19 protein-coding genes and 1 pseudogene are annotated in these 22,644 nt (G+C 73.9%); 6 read left to right on the top strand and 14 right to left on the bottom strand.

Going from position 1 to position 22,644, the window contains the following annotated elements:
- Positions 1-53: 53 nt before the first annotated feature.
- On the top strand, positions 54-281 hold the full coding sequence (locus COO58_RS27110) for a DUF3107 domain-containing protein (protein WP_013288692.1): 228 nt from the start codon (positions 54-56) through the stop codon (positions 279-281).
- A 46-nt stretch (positions 282-327) separates the two neighbouring features.
- On the opposite strand, the gene COO58_RS27105 is transcribed toward COO58_RS27110, so the two are convergent.
- On the bottom strand, positions 328-972 hold the full coding sequence (locus tag COO58_RS27105; protein ID WP_098747809.1) for a ferritin-like fold-containing protein: 645 nt from the start codon (positions 970-972) through the stop codon (positions 328-330).
- A 307-nt stretch (positions 973-1,279) separates the two neighbouring features.
- Between COO58_RS27105 and COO58_RS27100 the strand changes: the two genes are divergently transcribed.
- Positions 1,280-2,950 (top strand): DEAD/DEAH box helicase, encoded by a 1,671-nt coding sequence (locus COO58_RS27100; RefSeq protein WP_091569609.1) that lies wholly within the window; start codon positions 1,280-1,282, stop codon positions 2,948-2,950.
- A 162-nt stretch (positions 2,951-3,112) separates the two neighbouring features.
- A complete protein-coding gene (locus COO58_RS27095; protein WP_091569605.1) occupies positions 3,113-4,267 on the top strand; it encodes an SAM-dependent methyltransferase in 1,155 nt (384 codons plus the stop codon).
- Here the strand turns inward: COO58_RS27095 and COO58_RS27090 are convergent.
- Positions 4,264-4,695, bottom strand: coding sequence for a hypothetical protein (locus tag COO58_RS27090; RefSeq protein WP_091569602.1), 432 nt, complete (start codon positions 4,693-4,695; stop codon positions 4,264-4,266). The genes COO58_RS27095 and COO58_RS27090 overlap by 4 nt on opposite strands.
- Before the next feature lie 182 nt (positions 4,696-4,877).
- On the opposite strand from COO58_RS27090, the gene COO58_RS27085 reads away from it, so the two are divergent.
- Positions 4,878-5,297 carry a helix-turn-helix domain-containing protein gene (locus COO58_RS27085; protein ID WP_091569599.1) on the top strand — a complete coding sequence of 140 codons (420 nt, stop codon included), beginning with the start codon at positions 4,878-4,880 and terminating at the stop codon, positions 5,295-5,297.
- A gap of 4 nt (positions 5,298-5,301) precedes the next feature.
- Here the strand turns inward: COO58_RS27085 and COO58_RS27080 are convergent, their stop codons facing one another.
- The 4 genes from COO58_RS27080 to COO58_RS31020 form a co-directional block, all read right to left on the bottom strand.
- Positions 5,302-6,426 (bottom strand): hypothetical protein, encoded by a 1,125-nt coding sequence (locus tag COO58_RS27080; protein ID WP_098747807.1) that lies wholly within the window; start codon positions 6,424-6,426, stop codon positions 5,302-5,304.
- Positions 6,419-6,649, bottom strand: a complete 231-nt coding sequence (locus COO58_RS27075; RefSeq protein WP_091569593.1) for a heavy-metal-associated domain-containing protein — start codon at positions 6,647-6,649, stop codon at positions 6,419-6,421. The genes COO58_RS27080 and COO58_RS27075 overlap by 8 nt, the downstream gene beginning before the upstream one ends.
- A gap of 135 nt (positions 6,650-6,784) precedes the next feature.
- Positions 6,785-8,905: a RecQ family ATP-dependent DNA helicase gene (locus COO58_RS27070; protein WP_098747806.1), complete on the bottom strand. Its 2,121-nt coding sequence runs from the start codon at positions 8,903-8,905 to the stop codon at positions 6,785-6,787.
- Positions 8,902-10,971, bottom strand: a complete 2,070-nt coding sequence (locus tag COO58_RS31020; RefSeq protein WP_255292781.1) for a BTAD domain-containing putative transcriptional regulator — start codon at positions 10,969-10,971, stop codon at positions 8,902-8,904. Before COO58_RS31020 ends, COO58_RS27070 begins: the two co-directional genes overlap by 4 nt.
- Before the next feature lie 142 nt (positions 10,972-11,113).
- On the opposite strand from COO58_RS31020, the gene COO58_RS27060 reads away from it, so the two are divergent.
- The gene (locus tag COO58_RS27060) at positions 11,114-11,935 is read left to right on the top strand and encodes a hypothetical protein (protein ID WP_091569586.1); all 822 of its coding nucleotides are present in this window, start codon (positions 11,114-11,116) and stop codon (positions 11,933-11,935) included.
- Between the two features lie 58 nt (positions 11,936-11,993).
- Here COO58_RS27060 and COO58_RS27055 read toward each other — a convergent pair whose 3' ends face one another.
- From COO58_RS27055 to COO58_RS27015, 8 genes are all read right to left on the bottom strand, one after another.
- Positions 11,994-12,749 carry an SDR family NAD(P)-dependent oxidoreductase gene (locus tag COO58_RS27055; RefSeq protein WP_098747804.1) on the bottom strand — a complete coding sequence of 252 codons (756 nt, stop codon included), beginning with the start codon at positions 12,747-12,749 and terminating at the stop codon, positions 11,994-11,996.
- A 105-nt stretch (positions 12,750-12,854) separates the two neighbouring features.
- Positions 12,855-13,973 (bottom strand): branched-chain amino acid ABC transporter permease, encoded by a 1,119-nt coding sequence (locus COO58_RS27050; protein ID WP_098747802.1) that lies wholly within the window; start codon positions 13,971-13,973, stop codon positions 12,855-12,857.
- Positions 13,970-14,860, bottom strand: a complete 891-nt coding sequence (locus COO58_RS27045; protein WP_098747801.1) for a branched-chain amino acid ABC transporter permease — start codon at positions 14,858-14,860, stop codon at positions 13,970-13,972. The genes COO58_RS27050 and COO58_RS27045 overlap by 4 nt, the downstream gene beginning before the upstream one ends.
- Positions 14,857-15,588: an ABC transporter ATP-binding protein gene (locus tag COO58_RS27040; RefSeq protein WP_098747799.1), complete on the bottom strand. Its 732-nt coding sequence runs from the start codon at positions 15,586-15,588 to the stop codon at positions 14,857-14,859. The genes COO58_RS27045 and COO58_RS27040 overlap by 4 nt, the downstream gene beginning before the upstream one ends.
- Complete coding sequence (locus COO58_RS27035; RefSeq protein ID WP_098747797.1) at positions 15,588-16,331, bottom strand: ABC transporter ATP-binding protein; 744 nt, start codon at positions 16,329-16,331, stop codon at positions 15,588-15,590. The genes COO58_RS27040 and COO58_RS27035 overlap by 1 nt, the downstream gene beginning before the upstream one ends.
- A gap of 3 nt (positions 16,332-16,334) precedes the next feature.
- Complete coding sequence (locus COO58_RS27030; protein ID WP_098747796.1) at positions 16,335-17,537, bottom strand: substrate-binding domain-containing protein; 1,203 nt, start codon at positions 17,535-17,537, stop codon at positions 16,335-16,337.
- A 292-nt stretch (positions 17,538-17,829) separates the two neighbouring features.
- Entirely contained in the window at positions 17,830-21,114 is a 3,285-nt protein-coding gene (locus COO58_RS27025) for a VWA domain-containing protein (protein ID WP_255292780.1), read from the bottom strand.
- Between the two features lie 345 nt (positions 21,115-21,459).
- Positions 21,460-21,765 carry a DivIVA domain-containing protein gene (locus tag COO58_RS27015; protein WP_091569557.1) on the bottom strand — a complete coding sequence of 102 codons (306 nt, stop codon included), beginning with the start codon at positions 21,763-21,765 and terminating at the stop codon, positions 21,460-21,462.
- Between the two features lie 278 nt (positions 21,766-22,043).
- On the opposite strand from COO58_RS27015, the pseudogene COO58_RS27010 reads away from it, so the two are divergent.
- Positions 22,044-22,275, top strand: a pseudogene (locus tag COO58_RS27010) (GntR family transcriptional regulator).
- The last annotated feature ends 369 nt before the right edge of the window (positions 22,276-22,644 follow it).

The following is a 22,644-nucleotide window of genomic DNA, read 5'->3' as shown; positions in this document are numbered from 1 at the left end:
CGGATCGGATAGCCTTCCCACGGTGGCTTTTTCGCCCCAGTTGAGGAGGCACAGTGGAGGTCAAGATCGGCGTGCAGTACGCGCCGCGGGAGCTGGTCCTGGAGAGCGCGCAGTCGCCGGCCGAGATCGAGCAGATCGTGACCGACGCCTTCGCCAAGAGTGAGGGCACGCTCTCCCTGACCGACGAGAAGGGCCGGCGGGTCATCGTGCCGGTCGGCAAGGTCGCCTACGTCGAGATCGCGGAGGCCTCGCCCCGCGCGGTCGGGTTCACCGTCCGCTGATCCCCGGCGCACCGGTCGCCGTGGCGGGGGCGCCCGCCGCGGCGACTCAGTTGTTCAGCCCGGCGGCCACCATCCGCGCGGTGTGCGCCTCGGTGAGCCGCCGCAGCAGCGTCGACACGTCCCCACCGGCCCGCCCGATCAGCGCGGCGAGCGCCCCCCGGTCGTCGGCGGCGGCGACCCGCCGGGCCTGGGACAGCGCCTCGCCGAGCAGCCGCCGGGCCCAGATCGAGAGCCGTCCGGCCATCCGCGGGTCGGCCTCGATCGCGGCGCGGATCTCGGCCGCGGCGAACTCGGCGTACCGCGAGTCGTGCAGCACGTCGAGGAGCAGCGCCCGGTCCGGCCCGTCGAGACCGCCGGCGATCTCGCGCAGGAAGTCGTCGGTGATCGCGTCCCCCACGTACGCCTTGGTCACCGCCTCCGGCCAGTCCCGCGGCTCGGTCGAGTCGTGGTAGGCCCGCAGCGCGTCGACGTAGGGGGCCATCGCCGCCTCCGGGGTCGCACCCAGCGCGCCGAGCCGGTCGGCGAGCCAGCGGTAGTGCGCGATCTCGGCCGCGGCCATCTCGCTGAGCGCGGCCCGGCGGCGCAGGTCGGGGGCGAGGCGGGCGTCGGCGGCGAGGCGGTCGAAGGCGAGCAGCTCGCCGTACGCCACGAGGCCGAACAGGTCGGTGACGGCGGGGTCGGGGGCGGACACGAGCGGAGGCTACCCCGTCAGCCCCTGTGACCCAAGTCACAACGATTGCCCCCGCGCGCGGGGCCGCCACCTGGAATCGGGACGGCTCAGGGGCCGTTCAGGTAGGATGAGACAGTTGCCGTGGGCACCGACCTGGTCAGCGTGGTTGATGAGCATTCCGTCAGCTCCGCCGGTCAGCACCGGTCCCCGGAGCGCGTGCGGCCCGGTCCGGCTCGGCGAAACCGCCCCCGACCGCGTGGCCCGCGCCACACCGATCGCGCCCTGAGGACATGAGGGGCGCACCACGAGAGGGCACCCCCACATCCAGATGAGTGAGCAGATCTCCGGCCAGCCACTGGCCCCCACCGCTCCGGTCCGACCGGAGGCACCCACGTTCGCCGCGCTCGGCGCCCGACAGGAGACCGTCGAGGCGCTGGAGGCCGCCGGCATCACCCGCGCCTTCGCCATCCAGGAATACGCGCTGCCGATCGGGCTGCGCGGCGTCGACCTGATCGGGCAGGCGCCGACCGGCACCGGCAAGACGCTCGGCTTCGGCATCCCGCTGCTCGAGCGCGTGTTCGCCCCGTCCGAGGGGAGCGACGGCGTGCCGCAGGCACTGGTCGTCGTCCCCACCCGCGAGCTGGGCATCCAGGTCGCCAAGGACCTCGACGCCGCCGGTCGCACCCGGGGCGTCCGGGTGCTGCCGATCTACGGCGGCGTGGCCTACGAGCCGCAGATCGAGGCGCTGCGCAAGGGCGTCGAGATCCTCGTCGGCACGCCCGGTCGCCTGCTGGACCTGCAGAAGCAGAAGCACCTGCGGCTCGACCGGGTCCGCGCGCTCGTCCTCGACGAGGCCGACCGGATGCTCGACCTGGGCTTCCTCGACGACGTCGAGAAGATCCTGGCCATGCTGCCGGAGGACCGGCAGACCATGCTCTTCTCGGCCACCATGCCGGACCCGATCGTCGCGCTGTCGCGGCGCTTCCTGCGCCGCCCGGTGACCATCCACGCCGGGCACACCGCCGAGACCGGTCCGTCGCCGCAGACCCAGCAGCTCGCGTACCGCACCCACTCGCTCAACAAGGTCGAGATCGTGGCGCGGATCCTCCAGGCCGAGGGGCGCGGGCTGACCATGATCTTCACCCGCACCAAGCGGGCCGCCGACCGCGTCGCCGAGGACCTCGACTTCCGCGGCTTCGCCGTGGCCGCCGTGCACGGCGACCTCGGCCAGGGCGCCCGGGAGCGGGCGCTGCGGGCGTTCCGCGCCGGCAAGATCGACACGCTGGTCGCCACCGACGTGGCGGCCCGGGGCATCGACGTCACCGGCGTCACGCACGTGATCAACTACGACTGCCCCGAGGACCAGGACACCTACACCCACCGGATCGGCCGCACCGGCCGGGCCGGGGCCACCGGTGTCGCGGTGACGTTCGTCGACTGGGACGACGTGCCCCGCTGGCGGATCATCGACAAGACCCTCGGGCTCGACATGCCCGAGCCGCCGGAGACCTACCACACCTCTCCGCACCTCTACACCGACCTGGACATCCCCACCGACATCAGCGGCACCCTGCCGACCGCCGAGCGCACCCGCGCCGGGCTGTCCGCCGAGGTCGAGGAGGACCTGGGCGGCGGTCGGTCGCGGCGGGGCGCCCGACGCGGCGAGGGCGGCCGGGGCGAGGGTCGCGGTGACAGCCGGGGCCGGGAGCGCAGGCGGGGTCGCGGCGACGAGCCCGTCGGCACCCCCGCCGAGAGCGGCGCCACCGACACCGGCGCCGACGAGGGCGCCCGTACCCCGCGCCGGCGGCGTCGCCGCCGGGCCGGCGAGACGGTGGCCGGCGAGCCGGCCACGGTGATCGGCGCCGAGAGCACCGGCGAGACCACCCCGGCGGCATCCGCCGAGGGTGAGACCGCCACCAAGCCACGCCGTCGCCGGCGTCGCCGTGGCGGAGGTGGCACCGGCGCACCCGCCGAGGCCACCGTCACCACCACCGACTGACCAGCACAGACACGACCGGCCCCCGGATCCGCTCCGGGGGCCGCTCCCTGTCCCCACCCCGGCGCCGGCCTGCTTCGCCGGCACGGTGATCTCACCGTCGACCTCGTGATCGACCGTGGGAGCGAGAGGACGCGGGGAGGGCGGAAGGACGAAGGAGTAGCGATGCCGGAAGCGTTGGACTCGGCACTGGGCGAGGTGCGGGCGCTGCTGCTGGGCCCCGGGCTGACCCGGGCGGTCGCCGCCGGGCGTCGACGCGGGCAGCGCCCCTCGGTGGTCCGCGCCGAGCTGCGCCCGGTCACCCTCAAGGCCGGTCCCCGGTTGCAGATCGCCACCTCCGACGGGGCGCGGCCGCACACCCGCAACGTGGCCCCCGGCGCGGAGGCCGACGCGGCCGTCGACGAACTGCTCGCCGAGCCGTTCGGCAACTGGCACGTGGAGACCGCCGACGCCACGCTCCAACTTCGGGTCACCAAGTCCGGCGAGGCGCAGGTGCACCGGGCCGCGGCCAGCCGACCGGCCGGTGCGGCGGAGGGACACGACCGGGCCAAGGACTGGCTGCTCGACCCGGGTGACCCGCTGTTCGCCGAGATCGGTGGTTCGGCGGCCAAGCGTCGCCAGGTCGACGCGTTCCTCCGGGCGCTGGCGGCCACCCTGCCGGACGACCTCACCGGCCCGCTGCGCGTGGTGGACCTGGGATGCGGCAACGCCTACCTGACCTTCGCCGCCCACCGCTACCTGACCGGGCGCGGACTGGACGTGACGCTCGTCGGGGTGGACGTCCGTGAGGACCAGCGCCGCCGCAACACCGAGCTGGCCGAGCGGCTGGGCTGGGCCGACCGGGTGAGCTTCGTGGCCGGCACCATCGCCGAGGCGGCCGTCGACCCCGCCCCCGACCTGGTGCTGGCGTTGCACGCCTGCGACACCGCCACCGACGAGGCGCTGGCCCGGGCGGTGCGCTGGGGCGCCCGCTGGGTGCTAGCCGCGCCCTGCTGCCACCACGACCTCGCCGCCCAGCTGCGGTCCCGGCCAGCGCCTGCGCCGTACGAGCTGCTCACCCGGCAGGGCATCCTGCGCGAACGCTTCGCCGACGTGCTCACCGACGCGGTACGGGCCGGGCTGCTCCGGCTGCACGGCTACCGCGCGGAGGTGGTGGAGTTCGTCGACTCCCAGCACACGCCTCGCAACCTGCTCATCCGGGCCCGGCGCACGGCGGGCGCGCCGACCGGGAGCCAGCGGGCCGAGTATCGCGAGCTGGTCGACCAGTGGGGCGTCACGCCCCGGCTGGAGACGCTGCTCGACGGGGCGGACCGGCCCTAACGGCGGCGCTCGCCCCGGTTGCGGTCGCCCCGGTCCAGCATCGACACCCGGTCGCCCGGACCCCGGTTGGTGACCCGCTCGCCGTCCTGCGGCGGGCTGGGGAACGGCACCACCTTCGCCGGCTGGTCGGCGTTGCCGGCGGCGGCGAAGGCGTTCCAGGAGATGTCGACCAGCAGCCGCTTGACCTCGGCGTGCCGGAGGGCGGCGTTGCGCTGCAGCGCCATCCGGGCACCCAGCACGACCCCGACCAGCGTCGTGCAGATCGCGCCGGTCGCGGCGATCAGGTGCACGCCCGTCGCCGGGTCACCCTGCACGGCCAGCACCAGCAGCCAGACCCAGAAACCGAGCGCGAACACGCCGGCCTTGGCCACGAAGAAGAGGCTCACGGCGCCGGGACGGTGCGGGACGGGGCGGTCCGGCTCGGTCATGCTGCTCCTCGTCGTGTCGCTGCCGGGGATCGGTCCAGCTTAGTTGACACCTCGCAACCGTCACGCCCTCGTCAGTCCCGCCGGCGGGACCTTTCGACCGATCAGTCAGTTACTTCCTCGCGCGGGCGTACTAGGCTCAGGACGCAGAACCGGGCCACCGGCGGAAGGGGACAGACCCAGGGATGGGTTCCGCAGACGTGTCACCGCAGATGGCCTTCGCGCGCTTCGTGCGACGGGCCATCGACGATGCCCGCGAGGAGCGCGGCTGGACGGTGACCGACCTCGCCACCCACACCGGCGTCGGCCGCTCGACCGTGTTCCGCTGGCTGGCCGGCGACTGGCAGGACTATCCCGAGCTGGCCAAGGTGCGCGGCTTCTGCGCCGCCCTCGACCTGCCGGTGGCCGCCGCGTTCCGCGCGCTGGGCCTGCCCGACGCCGGTCCGGTGCCCCGCCGCCGAGGCGCGGAGGACGGCCCGGTGGAGGCCGACGTCCGGGTGATCCTGGAGCGGCTGGCCGACCCGAACGTCCCGGCCGAGGAGAAGCACCACATCCGCGACCTGCTCCGCTACCTGGCCCGCCGGCCGGTCCGCCGGGCCGGCTGACCGGTCAGTCGACGGTCAGCGTGAACGCGGCGGTCCGCACCACGCCCCCGACCTGGAAGTCCAGGAACATCCGGTAGCGGCCCGGCCCCGGCGCGGTCAGCCAGAACGTCACCGCGTCACCGTCGCGCACCGGCTCCGGGTGCACGTGCAGGTAGCCGAGGTCACCCTCGCGCAGCGCCACCAGGTGCCCGTACGCGCCGAGGTAGGGCTCCAACGCGGCGGCTCCGCCGTCCGCGCCGGTGACCCGGAACCGCAGCGGCACCGACCGCCCCACCTCCGGCGTGCCGGTCCAGGTGGCGGTGAAGCCGTCGACCGTGGCCGACGTGGCCGCGGCGGGCAGCGGCCGGGGCGCGAACGTGCCGGGCACTGTCACGTCGGCGCCGAGCACCACGGCGACCTGGCGCCCGTCGTCGGCGACGGCGGTGAAGTCCGCGTACATCCGCCAGACGCCGGGGTCGAACGGCGCCACCGGCACCGACCAGGTGCCGTCGGCGGCCATCGTCGGGTGCAGGTGCCGGTAGCCGCTGAGGTCCCGGCGGGCCACGATCAGATGCATCGGCTTGTCGTGCACGACCGCGAAGCGGGTCACCGGGCGACGCTGCTCGTCGCGGATCTGGAACCGCAGGTCGCCGGCGCGTCCGGCGGCCGGTTCCCCGGCCGACGGCACCAGCGTGTAGCCGGCCGAGCTGATCGACAGTCCGGTCGCGCCGTCACCGCCGCCCTGGGCGACGGTGGCGCCGTCGTGGCTGTGCGCGCCGGTGCCCGGCGCGTGCGAGTGGGCGCCGCCGGCGGGAGGACCACCGGTGGGCGCCACGGCTCCGGATCCGGCCGGGTTCGCCGGCGGGTTCAGCCGGCCCAGCCCGAAACCGAGGAGCACGGCCAGCACCAGGCCACCCACCACCAGGGCCAGCCGCAGCGTCTCCCGGTCCACGGTGACCGGCCCGGCCGGGGCCGTCTCGCGCGCCGCGGCCCGGCGGCCGGCCGCCGGCTCACCGCCGCCCTCCGCCGCGTCGCCGCCGCCAGCACCCTCCGCCGCGTCGCCGCCGATCGACAGCGCGGGTACGTCGACGTCACCGCCGGACCGCGCCGGCAGGTCGACGCCGGGCGGCGCGGACGGCGACTCAGGCAACGCCGCCGACCATCTCGTAACCCGCCTCGTCGACAGCGGCGCGGACGGACTCCACCGGCAGCGGGGACGCGCTGGTGACCGTTGCCGTGCCGCCCGCGAGGTCGATCCGGACCTCCTCGACGCCCGGCAGGGCGGACAGCTCCTCGGTCACCGCCCGGACGCAGTGTTCGCAGGTCATCCCGGTCACGGTGTACGTCTGGACGACGGGTCGCTGCTCGGTCATGGCCCCACGGTACCGCCGGCCCGGACGCCCACCGACCACGGCCGCGCGGACGGTGGCCCGGCTCGCATCCCCGGTGTTAAGCGGGGCCCCTTCCTCTACCGGAGGCGTTAAGAAGGTGCCCCTCCTTGCACGGGGTCAGCCGGCGACGGCGAGCGCCAGCGGCAGCACGTCCGGCGCGCCGGCGCGCCGGAGCAGGCGCGCCACCATGCTCATCGTCCAGCCCGAGTCGACCAGGTCGTCGACGAGCAGCACCGGTCCGTCCAGCCCGGGCAGCGCGTCGGCCAGCTCGTCCGGGAGGCGGAAGGCGTCGTGCAGCGCGCGTACCCGCTGGGCGCTGTTGCCGCGCGGCCCACCGGGCCCGCCCGGACCGGTCGGGACGACCTGGCCGAGCAGCGGGAGCCGGCCGACCGAGGCGATCCGTTCGGCGAGCGAGCCGACCAGCAGCGGCCGGGTCCGGGAGCCGACCGCGACCACGCCGGCCGGGCGGCGGGGCCAGGGGTCGTCGCCGTGCGCCCACGCCTTCAGCACCTCGACCACGGCCGCCGCCACGTCGTCGGGCACCGGGCCGTCCGGCGCGTCCGGCCCGACGAGGCCCCGCAACCGCCCGCCCCACCCCAGGTCGGACAGGCGCCCCACGGCCCGACCGGGCAGCGCCTGCTCCGCCGGCGGGATCCGGCCCTTCAGGGGTACGCCGACCGCGTCCAGCCCGGTCGGCCAGAGCTTCTTCGGCGCGATCTGGACGCCGGGGCGGCCGAGGAAGGTCTGCGCGGCGGTGAGCGCCTCGGTGGAGACCTCGGCGTCGAACAGCGGCCCGGCGCAGTTGTCGCAGCGACCGCAGTCCTGCGCCCCGGTGTCGTCGAGCCCTTCCCGCAGGTAGCGCATGCGGCAGGCGGAGGTGGACGCGTACTCCCGCATGGCCCGCTGCTCGGCGGTGCGCGCGTCGGCGACGCGCCGCAACCGGGCCTCGTCGTAGACCCACGGCTCGCCGGTGGCGAGCCAGCCGCCGCGTACCCGGCGGACCGCGCCGTCGACGTCGAGCACCTTGAGCATCAGCTCCAGCCGGGCCCGGCGCAGGTCGACCATCGGCTCCAGCGCCTGGGTGGAGATCGGCCGCTCGGTGTCCAGCGCGGCGAGCACGGTGCGGACCTGCTCCTCGGGCGGGAAGGCCAGCGAGGCGAAGTATCGCCAGATCGCCGCGTCCTCGGCGCCGGGCAGGAGCAGCACCTCGGCGTGCTCGACGGCCCGGCCGGCGCGCCCGACCTGCTGGTAGTAGGCGATCGGCGAGGGTGGCGCGCCGAGGTGCACCACGAAGCCGAGGTCGGGCTTGTCGAAGCCCATGCCGAGCGCGCTGGTGGCGACCAACGCCTTGATCTTGTTGTCGAGCAGGTCCTGCTCGGCGGCGCGCCGGTCGGCGTCCTCGGCCTGCCCGGTGTAGGAGGCCACCGACCACCCCCGGGCCCGGAGGAACTCGGCCGTCTCGGTCGCGGCGGCCACGGTGAGCGTGTAGACGATGCCCGAGCCGGGGAGCCGGTCCAGGTGGTCGGCCAGCCAGGCGAGGCGGTGGGCCGGGCTCGGCAGGTCCAGCACGCCGAGGCGCAGCGACTCCCGGTCGAGCGTGCCGCGCAGCACGAGCGCGTCGCCGAGCTGCTCGGCCACGTCCCGGGTGACCCGGGCGTTGGCGGTGGCCGTGGTGGCGAGCACGGGCGTGCGCTCGGGCAGGTTGGCCAGGAACGTGCGCAGCCGACGGTAGTCGGGCCGGAAGTCGTGCCCCCAGTCGGAGACGCAGTGCGCCTCGTCCACCACCAGCAGGCCGGTGGTGGCGGCGAGCCTGGGCAGCACGGTGTCGCGGAAGTCCGGGTTGTTCAGCCGCTCGGGGCTGATCAGCAGCACGTCGACCGCCCCGGCGTGGATCTCGGCGGTGATCTGGTCCCACTCGTCGAGGTTGGCCGAGTTGATGGTGCGGGCCCGGATGCCGGCCCGGGCGGCGGACTCGACCTGGTTGCGCATCAACGCCAGCAGCGGCGACACGATCACCGTCGGCCCGTGTTCGCCGCTCTCCCGCAGCAGCGCGGTGGCGACGAAGTAGACCGCCGACTTGCCCCAGCCGGTGCGCTGGACGCAGAGCACCCGTCGCCGGTCGACGACCAGCGCCTCGATCGCCCGCCACTGGTCCTCGCGCAGCCGGGCGTGCTCACCCGCCAGCCGCCTCAGCACCGCCTCGGCACGTTCCCGAACGGCCGTCCGATCCTGGCTCATCCGGCATTTCTACCAGGGGACGTCGGAGTCACGGGCGGCCCGGGCGGAGGCTCGGGTGGCAGGAAGAGCAGCACCTCGCGTAGCGCCCCGGTGGCGGCCGGGGGCAGCTGGCAGCGCACGACCAGCTCCTCCAGCGACCCGTACGGCCCACGCAGCCACCGGTCGACGGCGACCTGCCGGCGCTGCTCGGCGGTGAGACCGGGAAGCGTCGCGAAGACCGTGTCGGGCACCGCGTTGACGTCGACCAGGCCACCGTCGTCGAACTCCCGCAGCAGGTCGGGGCGGCCGATCCGCAGGTCCCGCCGCGCGGAGGGGTAGTGGTGCAGCAGGTACCGCGCCTGTTCCCGACGCAGCCGCCGCTGCTCGTCGGCGCGCTGCGGCCCGGTCCAGAACAAGCCCCGCAGCGCCGCCCACAACGCCGGGTTGAGCAGCACCACGTGCAGGGTGCCGAGCATCCAGCAGACGCAGAGCCCGAACAGGAAGTAGATGACCATCGGGTCGCTCGGTTCCTCCTCGACCGGGCTGCTGACCGCGAGGCCGAACACGCTCACCACGAGCAGGAAGTAGGGCAGCGCGCCCAACGCGAGACGCCAACTGCGTCGCCAGAGCGCGTACGCCAGGATCACCGCCCAGGTCAGGATGCCGACCGACAGCACGGTGACGGCGGCGCCCACCAGCGTCGCGGTGGCCCGGACCCAACCCGGCGAGCGCCGGTCCGGCGGCGTCTCCGCCGGCCGCCCGGCGGAGACGAAGAGCGCCTGCGGGTACGCGACCGGCACGGCGGACACCGGACCCGACGACGGGTCGACGGAGCCGGGGCCGCCCGGTGCCGGCGTCACGCCGGCCGGGTCGGTCGGCGGCCCGACGGGTACGGACGGCGTCGGCACGTGCCCGGTCGGCACGGGTGGCGACTCGACGTGCCCGACCGACACGGGCGGCACCGGCACGTGCTCGTGCGGCGCGGCTGGCGTCGGCACGTGCTCATGCGGCGCGGCTGGCGTCGGCACGTGCGCGGGCGGCACTGGCGGGCCGACGGGTCCGGCCGGCGCGGTGGCCGGACCGGGCAGCGGGGTGGCGGGGGCGTCGGGCCGGGGTGGAGCCGGTTGGGCCGGCGGCGACGCGGCGGTGACGCCCGGTCCGGCGGTCGGCGCGGTGTCCGTGCCCGGCGGTGCGGCCGGCTGGACGGGCGGTGCGATGGAGGCACTCGGCTGGGCGGACGCCGCGGTGGTGGCGGCCGGGCCGCCGGCCGGCGGGAGCGGGACCGCGGGCGGGTCGAGGGGCTCGGCGACGGTCGGCAGCAGCGTCGGGTCGGAGCGCAGGATGCGCCGGTGCAGCGTCTGGAGCGCCTCCCCCGGCTCGATGCCGTGGTCCTCGCGCAGCGACGCGGCGAAGTCGCGGTAGGCGGCCAGCGCCTCGGCCTGCCGGCCGCTGCGGTAGAGCGCCAGCATGAGCTGGAGACGCAGCCGCTCGCGGACCGGGAACTCGGCGACCAGCTCGACCAGCCGGCCGACCACCTCCCCGTGCCGGCCCGCGGCCAGCTCCAGCTCGGTACGCGTCTCCAGGGCGACGGCCCGCAGCTCCACCAGCCGGTGCCGGGCCGCGTCGAACCAGGGGCCGGTGAACCCGGTGAACGGCTCGCCCTGCCACAGCTCCAACGCGGCGGTCACCTCGTCCAGCGCGTCCGCGGCGCGCCCCGCCGACTGCGCCTGCCGGGCGCGCTGCACGCCGCGCTCGAAGCGCACCGCGTCCACCGTCTCCGGCGCGACCCGCAGCAGGTAGCCGGCGTCGGTGAGGGTGAGCACCCGGGCGGGTGTGCGCGGCGACCGGTCCGGCTCCAGCACCCGGCGCAGCCCGGCCACGTGCTTCTGCACCACGTTCGGGCCGTTCACCGGCGCTTCCTCCGGCCAGACCGCCTCGACGATCTGCCCGGTGGGGACCGGACGCCCGGCGGCGAGCAGCAGCACGGCCAGCACGGCCCGCTGCTTGGCCGGGCCGAGATCGATCGGACGGTCGGCGTACCAGGCCCGCTGCGGGCCGAGAAGCTCGAAGCGCAGCGCCTCTGACATGCGAGTTTCCGCCCCCGTACCCCCCAGCCGTCGCCCGCCGCGGCCGACGGCAGTCGGACGGCAGCATATCGGCAGCGGAGCGGCCGTCGCTGCCTGCGATGCTTCCCCGGCAACAACCACCTGGGAAAGTGAGTCGAACGAGATGACGCAGCGAAACGGCACCGCCGCCACCGCCCGGCGGATCGTGCTCCGCGCGGCCGCCGTGCTGGCCACCACCGCACTCGCCGCGGGGTGCGGCAGCACCGGGAACGCCCCCGAGGGCGCCGGCGCCGCACCGGCGCCGTCGGCCGACCCGAAGGCCGCCCTGCTGGCCGCCGTGCCGACCGAGCAGGACCCCCGCTTCCGGTTCTCCACCCAGGACGGCACCGACCGGTTCACCGGCGTGGTGGACCCGGCCGCCAAGGGCATGGAACTCGGCATGAAGCAGCAGAACGACGACCCGAAGTTCACCATGGACATGACGTTCCGGGTGCTCGACGAGGACCTGTGGATGCGGGTCAAGCTGACCGGCCTGCCCGGCCTGCACGACGCGCTCAAGCTGCCCAAGACCTGGATGAAGATGGAGCGCGAGAAGCTGGCGGACGGCGAGAACGCCCCCAGCTACGAGGGCACCGACCCGGGCAACACCGCCGCGATCATCCGCACCGCGGAGACGGTCGAGGACAAGGGCGACGGCACGTACACCGGGCTGGCCGACCTGGCCGACAACGAGGACGTGAAGAGCACGTTCGACGGGTTGGACCTGACCGCGCTGGGTGCGGCGGGCCGGAAGGTGCCGTTCACCGCCGTGGTCGGCCCGGACGGCAACCTGACCACGTTCACCCTGGACGTGCCGGCGGCCGGCAAGCACAAGGCGATGAAGCTGGTCACGAAGTACTACGACTTCGGCAAGGCGCCGGAGCTGGCCCCGCCGGCCGGCGCGCAGAAGGCCACGGCCTCGGCGTACGAGATGCTCAACGGCTGATCCACGACGCACGGGAACGGGCGGCGGCCACACGGGGGGCCGCCGCCCGTCGTCGTGTTCAGCGGCCGAGGACGGAGCCGCCGTTGACGCCCAGGACCTGACCGGTGACGTAGCCGGCCGACGGACCGACGAGATAGCGCACGGCGGCGGCGATGTCGTCTGGCGTCCCGGCCCGGCCGACGAGGGTGGCGGCCACCCGCTTGGCGTGGCCCTCCGGCGTCATCCGGTCGCCGAAGAACTCGGTCTCCGCGACGTAGCCGGGGCTGACCACGTTGACCGTGATCTGTTCCGGTCCGAGCTGTGCGGCCAGGTCGTACGCCCAGCCGTGCAGCGCCGCCTTGGCCGCCGAGTACGGCCCGCCGCCGCCACGCTGGGCGGCGATCGAGCTGAGCAGGACCACCCGGCCGCCGGGACGACGCAGGGCGGGCCGCAGCGCCTCGGTCAGCAGGACGGCGGTGAGCACGTTGGCGTCCAGGTTGGCGCGCCACCAGGCGGCCACCTCGTCGAGGGTTCCGGTCGGCCCGCCGAGATAGCCCCCGGCGTTGTTGACCACCGCGTCCACGGTCCGCCCGTCGACCGCGTCGACGACGGCCGCGAGCTGGGCCGGATCGGTCAGGTCGGCGGCGACCGCGCGTACCGCGCCGGCCCGGCCGCACTGCTCGGAGATCCGCCGGGCGGCGGCGTCGAGCACGTCCCCCCGCCGTCCTACCACGAGCACGTCGAACCCGTCCTCGACGAGCCCGCGCGCGACGGCGGCCCCGATCCCGGTCCCACCCCCGCTGACCACCGCCAGCCGCTGCTGCCGCTCCGCCACGTTCCCTCCCCCGAGCCTCTCCCCGACCTCGTCGATCAAGGAGTTCGCGTCATCCTATGCCGGTGGGCCGGACGCGAACTCCTTGATCAACGAGGAGGGGTGGGGTCAGCGGCGGGGGCGGAGGGCGGTCAGGAGAGGGGTGAGGCGGGAACGCAGGCTGGCCAGGCCGCCGGGGAAGAAGTACACCGCCAGGATGAAGACCGTGCCGAGGACGAACAGGGGCTGGCTCAGCGGGTGGCTGAGGAACGCGGGCAGGCTGTTCACCGCGTCGCTGCTGCCGAACGCGGTGAGCCGGTGGTCCAGGTACATGTAGAGGACGCCGCCCAGCACCGGGCCCCACCGGGTACCGGGGCCGCCGAGCACCACCATGACCAGCAGCGACAGCGTCAGCTCGGACGAGGTGATGTGCGGGCTGGCGCCACCCACGATCAGCACGTAGACCACGCCACCGGCCGTCGCCAGGCCGCCGGCCAGCGTGAACGCCACCAGCTTGAACCGGTACGGGTCGAGCCCGAGCACCCCGATCCGCCGCTCGTCGTCGCGCAGCCCGGCCAGGACGCGGCCGGTCGGCGATCCGCTGACCCGGTGCACCACGAGGACCACGATCGCCAGGTACGCCAGCGCCAGCCAGTAGAGGTTCACCGTGTTGGTGACGCCGACCAGCGCGGCCGGCAGCCCGGACACGTCCAGCGGCAGCCCCTCCTCACCGCCGGTGAGGCCACCGAAGTCCCGGGCCACCAGGATCGCCCCGACCTGGGCGAAGGCGAGCGTCACCATGGCGAACGCGATGCCCACCGTACGCAGGGCCACCGCGCCGAGCAGCGCGGCGAGCGTGGTGCCGCCGACCACGGTCAGCAGCGCGGCCTGCCACAGCGGCAGCCCGGCCTTGGTGATCAGCACGTCGGTGCCGTAGACACCGGCGGCGAAGTAGAGGGCGTGCCCGAAGGAGAGCATCCCGGTTCGCCCGAACAGCAGGTCGTAGCCGGCCGCGAGGCCGCCGAAGACCAGGCAGATGGCGAGCAGTTGCAGCGTGCCCGGCGAGTTCAGCGGCCCCTCGAAGATCCCCGGCAGGTTCAGCGTCGAGTAGGGCAGGACCGCCGCCACCACCAGCGCGACCAGCGGCAGGTACGGGCGCAGCCCGTGCCACCGCGAGTGGCCGGGGGTCAGCTCGTCGGGCACCGTCGCCGGAGGCGCGGGCACCTCCGCGCTCTTGACCTCGGTCATGCGTGAGCCACCTTTCCGGCCAGGCCCTGCGGACGCAGCAGCAGCACCACGGCGAGCAGGCCGACCACACACAGGTCGCCCAGCCCGGACGTGCCGTAGTAGTTGACGAACTGTTGCAGCAGCCCCACCGCGACCGCCGCGTACGCGGACCCGACCACCGAGCCCATCCCGCCGATCACCACCACGATGAAGGCGAAGATCAGCAGCGAGCCGCCCTGCCCGGGCGAGACGGTGCCGAAGTAGACGCCGCCGAGCGCGCCGGCCAGCGCGGCGGCGGCCCCACCGATCGCGAAGACCAGGGTGAACGCCTTGCGGACGTCGATGCCGAGCGCGGTCACCATCTCCCGGTTCTCCACCCCGGCCCGGATGATCAGGCCGTACCGGGTGTAGCGCAGGAACGCCAGCAGCGCGCCGAGCACCACCACGGCGGCGACGATCAGCAGCAGCCCGGCGTTGGGCACCTGGGCGCCGAACACCGCTGTCACGTCCCGGCTCCAGTCGGGGCGCGGGAACGGACGCGGGTCCGCACCCCAGGTGGCCTGGAGCAGCGCCACCCCGGCCAGCGACAGGCCGACGGTGACCAGCACCTGCTCGATGGTGCGGGAGTAGAGCGGCCGGATCAGCACCAGCTCGACCAGCACCGCGACCAGCGATCCGGCCAGCACGCCGAAGGCGACCGCCACCACGAAGCCGATTCCGTCCGGCCCGGCGCCGGGCAGGTTGCCCGCCGCCCACCAGGTCGCGTACGCGCCGACGCCGAGGAACAGCCCGTGCGCGAAGTTGAGCACGTCCGCGAGGCCGAAGACCAGGGACAGGCCGGAGGCGACGAGGAAGTAGAGCGCCGCCAGGCCCAGCCCGGTCAGCGTCAGCAGGACCACCGTGTTCACGAGTGCACCTCCGCGGCGCCGACGCCCAGCAGCGACTTGGTCAGCGCGGTCTCCAGCAGCAGCTCGCGGGCGTCGCCGGTCCAGGCGACCCGACCGGCGGAGAGCACCACCGCGTCGGACGCCAGCCGCCGCACCACCGCCAGATTCTGCTCGACCAGCAGCACCGGCACGGACTCCGCGACCCGTTCCAGCACCTCGGCCACCTCGGTCACCACCTTCGGCGCCAACCCCTTGGTCGGCTCGTCGACCAGCAGCAGCCGGTTGTCGTTGAGGAGCACCCGGCCGATGGCGAGCATCTGCTGCTGCCCGCCGGAGAGCGAACCGGCCCGTTGCCGTCCGCGCCGGTCCAGCTCCGGGAAGAGCGCGAAGACCTTGTCGTACGCCGGGGTGGTGCCCCGCCGCTCGGCCAGCCGCAGGTTCTCGGCGACGGTGAGCCCGGCGAAGACGCAGCGGTCCTCCGGCACGTAGCCGAGGCCGCCGCGGACCAGCCGGTGGGTGGGGCGGGCGAGCAGGCTCTGCGCGCCCATCCGCACCGTGCCCCGGGCCTCGCCGTTGCGCGGCGTCAGCCCGACGATCGCGCGCAGGGTGGTGGACTTGCCGACGCCGTTGCGCCCGAGCAGCACGGTGACGCCGGTCGGCGCCACCTCGAACGACACGCCCTGGAGGATGTGCAGCCCGGCGATCCGCACGGACAGGTCCTCCACCGACAGGATCGGTTCCGCCGCCATCAGAGCGCCTCCCCCAGGTACGCCTCCTGCACGGTGGCGTTCGCCATCACCGTGTCCGGGGTGTCGCAGGCCAGCAGCGCGCCGTGGTGCATCACGGCGATCCGGTCGGCCAGTTCCAGGATCACGTCCATGTGGTGTTCCACCATGAGCACCGCCCGGCCGCTGTCCCCGGTCAGCGACTTGATCACGCTGACCAGCTCGGGCACGTCCTCGGCGCTCACCCCGGCCATCGGCTCGTCCAGCAACATCACCCGGGGTTCCCCGGCGAGCAGCAGGGCGATCTCCAGCTTGCGCTTCTCGCCGTGGGCGAGCGTGCCGGCCAGGGCCGCGCCCCGGTGGTGCAGGCCGACCCGGTCGAGCGCCGCGTCGGCGGCGGCGGCCACCTCCCGGTCGGCCGCCGCCCGCCGCCACAGCTTCATCGAGCCACCCCGGTGCGCCTGTACGGCGAGCCGGACGTTCTCCCGGACGGTCAGCGAGCCGAAGACCGAGGAGGCCTGGAAGGTCCGCCCGAGCCCGAGCCGGGCCCGGCGGTGCGGGGCCAGCGCGGTGATGTCCGCGCCGTCCAGCAGGACCTTCCCCTCGGTGGGCCGGCGCAGGCCGGTGATCAGGTTGAACAGGGAGGTCTTGCCGGCGCCGTTGGGCCCGATCACGCCGAGGAACTCTCCCGGCTGGAGATCGAGGTAGACGGAGTCGACGATGGCGACCTCACCGATCCGCCAGGTCAGACCGCGGGTGGCGAGCACGGGTCAGCCCTTCATCTGCGCGACCGGCGGCGCGCTCTCGTCACCGGTCAGGGTCTTCTGCGCGGTGGCCGTGAAGGTGGTGCCGCTGCCGGAGAGCTTGGCCTGGTACATCGGCTGGAGCAGCGCGTGGTCCTCGGCGCGGATCTTCATGGTGCCCTTGACGCCCTCGAACTCCCAGCCCTCCAGCGCCTTGATCATCTTGTCCACGTCGTCGCCGCCCTCCTGCACGGCGCGGACGACCATCTGCGCGGCGGCGAACCCGTCCGGGTGGAACAGGTCGAGCGTGCCGCCCGCGACCTTCGCCTTGGCGGCCTTGGCGGCCTCGGTGTCGCTGGCCCCGTCGAAGTAGTGCGAGAGGAACGAGATCTTGCTGCCGGCCGCGCCGAACGTCGGCCAGGAGGCGCGGATGTCCAGGCCGGTGACGACCGTGGTGGAGGCGAGGACGCCCTGCTGGTCCAGCGTCTGCCACATCGCGCCGGCGGTGGTGCCGGCCCAGGCGACGAAGAGCAGGTCCGGCTTGGCGGCCTTGATCTGGCTGGCGAACGGGGTGAACTCGGTGGCGCTGGCCGGCGCGCGGACGCTGCTCACGGTCGCGCCGGCGCCGCCGATCACGGCCTTGACGGCGGCCTCGTTCGCGTCGCCGAACGCGCCGTCCTGGGCGAAGACGACGACCTTCTTGCCGGCCGCGTCGCCGATGAACGACTTGGCGGTCGTCACGTCCTGCCACGACTGCCGGCCGGACCGGAACGTGTACTTGTTCGCGCCGGTCACCGCGTCGGTGGCGGCCGGACCGGAGATGAACAGGACCTTGTTCTGCGCCGCGATCGGAGCCACCTGGAGCGCCACCCCGGAGGAGGTGGACCCGGCGATGATCTTCGTACCCTTGCCGATCATGTCCTTGGTGGCGGAGACGGCCTTGGCCGGGTCGCCCGCGTCGTCGGCCTCGGTCACCTCGATCTTGCGGTCACCGACCTTGCCGGTGCCCTTGGTGGCGAAGTCGAGGCCCGCCTTGAACCCCTCGATGTACTGCTTGCCGTAACTGGCCAGCGGCCCGGACTGGGAGTAGACCAGACCGACCTTGACCGGCGCGGCGTCGCCGCCGCCGGAGGCGGTGTCCTGCGGGCTGCCACAGGCCGTGGCGGCCAGCGCGGCCGCCATCATCGTGGCGGCGGAAAGGAACACCCGTCGCGTGTGCCGGATCGTCATTGCGACTCCAGGTGAGGACAGGAGGATTGTCAGTTGTCGGCTCACGCTAGAAGTGACGTCACCCACGGGCTATGTGGTCGGCGCACACAAGTGCCCGGGACGGGATGGCCGCACGTTACAACGTCGGACACCACCACGTAACCCCGCCGACTCGGGACGGCCCGCCGCACCACGCGGGGCACGGCCGCAATGTCGGCCCGGGCCATCGCGGACCGCGTACGCGCGACGGCCCGGCGGGAGCAGGTCCCACCGGGCCGCCACGGTCAGCCGTTCACCGGCCGACCATCCAGCGTCACACCGATCGGCGTCGCCGCCATCCGAGGACCGTCAGCACCACACCGGCCGTCACCGCCAGCGCGCCGCCACCGATCACCCCGGTGAGCTTCATGCCGGTGACCGGCAGGTGCTTGCCCGGGTGGAACGGCGGGAACGGCTTCTCCGCCATGCGGTTGACGAAGGTGCAGGTGACGTCCTGCCCCTGCGCCGGGGTGACCACCCGGTCCACCACGGGCACCCGGGTGTCGGTGCCGGTCAGCACGCACTCCGGCGCCCCGGCCTCCTGGTAGCCCTCGGGGCCGCCCGACTCGGCGAGCCGGTAGCCGACGCCGGCCTGCACCGACACCCTGGTCACCTCGGCGCTGCCGGACGGGCCGCTGATCGGCGTCGCCGCGTTCTGCGGCGTCGCGCTCAGCGTCCACTCGGTCGGGGCGGCCTTGCCCCAGACCTTCTTGACCAGCGTCAGGTACGTCCCGCCCGGATCGAGCTGCCCGTTGCGCCAGGTGCAGGTGTAGGCACGACCGGCGGCCGGGGTCAGCACGTTGTCCGGGGTGGGCGCCGGCTCGCCGGTGTCGTTGAAGACGCAGCGCAGCTCGGTCAGCTCGTAGCCGGACGGCCCGCCGCTCTCGCTGAGGGTGTACGGCACACCGGCGACCACCTGGGCATCGGTGACCACGGGCTCACCGCTGCGACCGCTGACCGGGTCCGCCCCGGAGCCGTCGGGCGGGGTGGCGCTCAGCACCCAGTCGGTGGGCTTCGCGGTGCCGCCGTAGGTGTTCTGCACCTCCTTGACCAGGGTGACCCGGCCCGGGGCCGGCGGCGGTGGCGGCACGTCCGCGTTGACGAACGTGCAGGTGATGTCCTGCCCGAAGGTGGGCGTGAGGACGTTGTCCGGCGTCTGCACCGGGGTCTGCGTGCCGGTGAGCACGCAGGTGGGCGCGCCGACCTGCTCGTACCCGGCCGGGCCGTCGCTCTCGGCGAGCGTGTAGCCGACGTTCGGGTTCACCGCCGCCTTGGTCACGGCGGGCTGCCCGCTGCGACCGGTGACCGGCGTCACCGAGCCGGCCGGCGGCGTGGCGCTCAGCACCCAGTCCGTCGGCTTCGCGGTGCCGCCGTGGGTGTTGCGCACCTCCTTGACCAGGGTCAGCTGGGCGGGTTGCGCCTCGTTCACCGCGGTGCACACCGCCGTCTGGCCGATCTGCACGGACACCCGACCGTCGGTGCCGTCGAAGCCCGGGTTGCCCACCGAGCCGTCCCGTTGCCGCAGCGCGCAGCTCCAGCTACCGGTGGCCGGCGGCACGATCACCGCACCCTGCACCACGGTCTGGGTGAAGCCGGGGACGGTGTTCTCGCCGAGCGCGTAGACGGCGTCCTCGACGACCGGGCGGGCCGGGTCGCCGCTATTCACCGTGAACCCGTTCGGCCCGTACGCGGTCAGGTCCCACGCCGAGGCCGGCGGTTCGGGCACGCCGTACGGGTTCCGCACGGACTTGACCAGGGCCAGCTTCGTCTCACAGGTCGCCGTGTTGGTGATCTGGAAGGTGTTGGTCCCGGCAGCAAGCGTCTGCTCGCCGAGGTCCCCGCTGGCCGTGTTGGTGCAGCCCGGCGGCAACGCGGTGATGTTCTCGTCGACGACGATCGACTGCCCGACCTCGTAGTCGTGGTACTCCACGCCCCATGCCGGCTGGTCGATGCCGGGCAGCACCAGCGCGGCCTGGAAGGAGGTGCCCTGCTCCGGATCCGGATAGGTCTGCCCGTTGATCACCCAGGTCTTGTTCACCACCACGGTGGCCGGGGCGACCTCGGCCTGGTTGAGGATCACGCAGGTCACCGCGTCGTTGGCGAGGGCGTTGACGTTGAACCCGAAGTCGCCGTTGTTGGTGACCAGCACCGGCTGACCGCTGGCCGCGCAGGTGGCGTTCAGACCGTCCTGCGGGACCAGGGCGAAGCCGGCCTGCGGCGTCTCCGCGATCGCCACCGCGCGGCTCGGCTGCCCGCCGAGGTCGACGGCGAGGTTGACCGCTCCGGTCGAAGTGTCGGTGACCGCGCTCGGCGGCGTCACGCCGGCGCTGCTGGAGGAGACGGTCCAGCCGCCAGCCGGTTGCGGGTCACCGCCGCCCGGCGGGATCACCTTCTTGACCACGCTGATGGTGCCGCGGCAGTTCTCCAGTGCGAGTTCCCGGAACACGGCCGCGAGCTGGTCGTAGCCGGTCTGGTAGTAGTCCGAGTTGGCCACCGGCCCGGAGATGGCGATCAGGTTGTCCGGCGCGCCGGACACGCCGGCGCCCACGCCGACCGCGACCACCCGGGTGCCCTTCGCCTTTACCGCGTTGGCGGAGAAGATGCCGTTCTCCACCTCCACGAACCGGGTGTAGCTGCCGGAGCCCTGGACGGGCGGCGGCCCGTACACGGTGGGGTTGCCGTCGGTCAGGATGATCACGGCGTCGTAGTCGAACGGCGCCGCGGCGATCTGCCAGAGACCCTGGTCCCAGTTGGTGGTGCCGCCGGCGGTGAGGCCGTTGATCGCGTCCTTGACGGTGTTCGCCCCGGCCTGGTCGGAGACGGGCGTCGGGTTGAGCACCGCGGTGGCGTCGGTCGCGAACGAGTAGAGCGCGATCTCCGACGGGGTGCCGGTGAGTGCGTCGACGAAGCCGTTCGCCGCGTTCTTGACCACCGGCAGGTCGGGCCGGATGGAGCCGGACACGTCGATCAGCAGCGCGACGTGCAGGCCGCACGACCCGGGCAGCGCCGGGTTGTCGCGCTCGTCGGCCCACACCGGGCCACGCGCCGTCCGGTTGGTGTTGCCGGTGGTCTCCACCGGGAAGGTGTACGTCTGGTTGTTGGCCACCGCTCCGGTGAACACGCCGTTGTAGGGCGTGGACTGGAACGGCGCGCTGCTCCCGTTGCCGGTGACCAGGCTGTCCACGACCCGCCAGCCGTCCGGCGCGCTGCGCTCGATGATCCAGTAGCCCTGGCTGGTCCCGGTGCGGCCAGGCAGGTCGACCGCGCACCTGCCGCTGGCGTCGGTGGTGCAGGACGCGTTCGGGGTGGCGCCCGGGGCGGGACGCGTCCCGCTGACTCCCGCGTAGAAGTCGAACGTGGCACCGGCCAGCGGCCCGACGGTCTGTTCACCGACGCGGTCGCCACCCTTGTTGACGACGAGCGTCGCGTTGTTGGCGTCGGCCGCGCGGGCCGGCGTCGCCGCCTGCGGGCCGACCAACGGCAGCAGGCCACCCACCAGGGTCGCGGCGGCGGCCGCGAACCACCACCGCCGCATTCGTGTAGCTCTCAGAATGGACATGCACAATCCCCCGTGAAGCGCCTGCCCCTCGTCGCAGGCGGCCACGCCATTATTGGGTGAAATGTCCGTTTCGGTGGCCGCTTCGCCGATCATGAGTAGTCGTCGCCACCGGCCCACAACCACCGTCGTGCTCGGCCGCCCGCGGGCAGCGCCGGCCGCCGTCCAGCACCCGGTCGCACCAGACCCAGTGGCGGAGGGATTGCTCGTCCTCCCGCGACACGGTCGTCCCGGCCCGCTCGACGTCGGCCAGGAAGCCGAGCGCGCGACAGATGGCCCTGGCGAACCCACGGGCGCCGTCGAGGTCGGCCGCGAGCACCGGCAGGTGTACGACGAACCGTTCCCGACTCACCGGTACGCCCCCGGCGCGAACCGGGACTGCCAGGCGCGAAGCGCCCGCTTGATCCGGTTGTTCTCCTCGGCACACCGGGCCGCGTCGTGCCGGGCCAGCGCCAGGTCGCCGGCGACCCGGTGCAGGAACGCGTGCACGTCCGCCGGGTCGAGTCCGCCACGCCGCACGGTGCGGAACCGCCGCTCGCGGATCTGCCCGACGCTCAGCGGTCGGCACGACTCGGAGCGGTACCAGCCCTCGTTCGGCGCCCGGCCCCCACGAGGTCGCCGGGCCGGGTGGAACAGGTGGAGCACGTTGCGCACGAATCCTCCTCGCCAGCCGTGGCGGCGACCCGCCCGCAGACAGGGGACGCGGGCGGGTCGCCGGCCCCGCGACCGCAGCCTCGTTCGGCGGTACGGCCCCGGAGCCCAATCCGGGTCCGACCCCGCGGTTTGCCGAACCAACCGGAGCCGGACTCCGTCAACCTACACCAGTAACTGGTGTTGCGCGAGCCTCCACTGTCGACGTGTTCGCAACCTGTTGCAGTTACTTGTGCAGGTAGGGCAGGATCGGAATCGCCGAACCAACCGGAGTCCTCACCATGCCCACAGCCGAAGCGCCCTTCCGCCTGATCGCCAACGACATCGCCGCGAGAATCAGGAGCGGTGAGTTGAAGCCCGGCGACAAGCTCCCCTTCGACCCGCGAACTGGCCGAGACCTACGGCGTCCACATCAACACGGCCTATCGCGCGATGTCCCTGCTGCACGACCGTGAGCTGATCACCGGCCAGCCCGGCCGTGGCACCTACGTCGCCGAGCCACCGGGACAGTAGCCCCCGGGGCCGACTGGCAATGTGACGACCTGACCGACCCACGCCAGCCGGTCCACCCACGTCATCACCTCCCCAGGCGCGAGAGGGTCACCGCCCTCCCGCCGCCTTTCGAGCTGATAACAGCTCCGACTCATCACCCCGCCCGGGGCCGCGTGCCCCGGTGTAAGGAAGGGCCCCTTATTAACGTCTGCGGTAGAGGAAGGGCCCCCTCCTAACGCTGGGGCCCGGCGGCCGGCGGGGCGTGAGTCGAATCTGCTATCAGCTCTAAAGGCGCTGGCAAGCACAGCCGCCTTCCCTGAGCAGTGGGCAACGGGCAGCGGCGCGAGGCGGGCGACGGCGCAGGCAGGCGGGCGACCCGCGCCAAGCGAC

It is taken from the genome of Micromonospora sp. WMMA1996 (assembly GCF_002573675.1).
Taxonomy (GTDB): Bacteria; Actinomycetota; Actinomycetes; order Mycobacteriales; family Micromonosporaceae; genus Micromonospora; species Micromonospora sediminicola.
The sequence above is the reverse complement of the archived record's forward strand: the minus strand, read 5'-3'. Positions and strand labels throughout refer to the sequence as shown.

Bases quoted from the DNA above. Each gene is read 5' to 3' on its own strand.
- COO58_RS27050 (WP_098747802.1), bottom strand. From the start codon at position 13,973: ATGACCGAGGTCAAGAGCGCGGAGGTGCCCGCGCCTCCGGCGACGGTG.
- COO58_RS27090 (WP_091569602.1), bottom strand. From the start codon at position 4,695: ATGACCGAGCCGGACCGCCCCGTCCCGCACCGTCCCGGCGCCGTGAGC.
- COO58_RS27085 (WP_091569599.1), top strand. From the start codon at position 4,878: ATGGGTTCCGCAGACGTGTCACCGCAGATGGCCTTCGCGCGCTTCGTG.
- COO58_RS27060 (WP_091569586.1), top strand. From the start codon at position 11,114: ATGACGCAGCGAAACGGCACCGCCGCCACCGCCCGGCGGATCGTGCTC.
- COO58_RS31020 (WP_255292781.1), bottom strand. From the start codon at position 10,971: ATGTCAGAGGCGCTGCGCTTCGAGCTTCTCGGCCCGCAGCGGGCCTGG.
- COO58_RS27040 (WP_098747799.1), bottom strand. From the start codon at position 15,588: ATGGCGGCGGAACCGATCCTGTCGGTGGAGGACCTGTCCGTGCGGATC.
- COO58_RS27025 (WP_255292780.1), bottom strand. From the start codon at position 21,114: ATGTCCATTCTGAGAGCTACACGAATGCGGCGGTGGTGGTTCGCGGCC.
- COO58_RS27030 (WP_098747796.1), bottom strand. From the start codon at position 17,537: ATGACGATCCGGCACACGCGACGGGTGTTCCTTTCCGCCGCCACGATG.
- COO58_RS27095 (WP_091569605.1), top strand. From the start codon at position 3,113: ATGCCGGAAGCGTTGGACTCGGCACTGGGCGAGGTGCGGGCGCTGCTG.
- COO58_RS27100 (WP_091569609.1), top strand. From the start codon at position 1,280: ATGAGTGAGCAGATCTCCGGCCAGCCACTGGCCCCCACCGCTCCGGTC.
- COO58_RS27070 (WP_098747806.1), bottom strand. From the start codon at position 8,905: ATGAGCCAGGATCGGACGGCCGTTCGGGAACGTGCCGAGGCGGTGCTG.
- COO58_RS27075 (WP_091569593.1), bottom strand. From the start codon at position 6,649: ATGACCGAGCAGCGACCCGTCGTCCAGACGTACACCGTGACCGGGATG.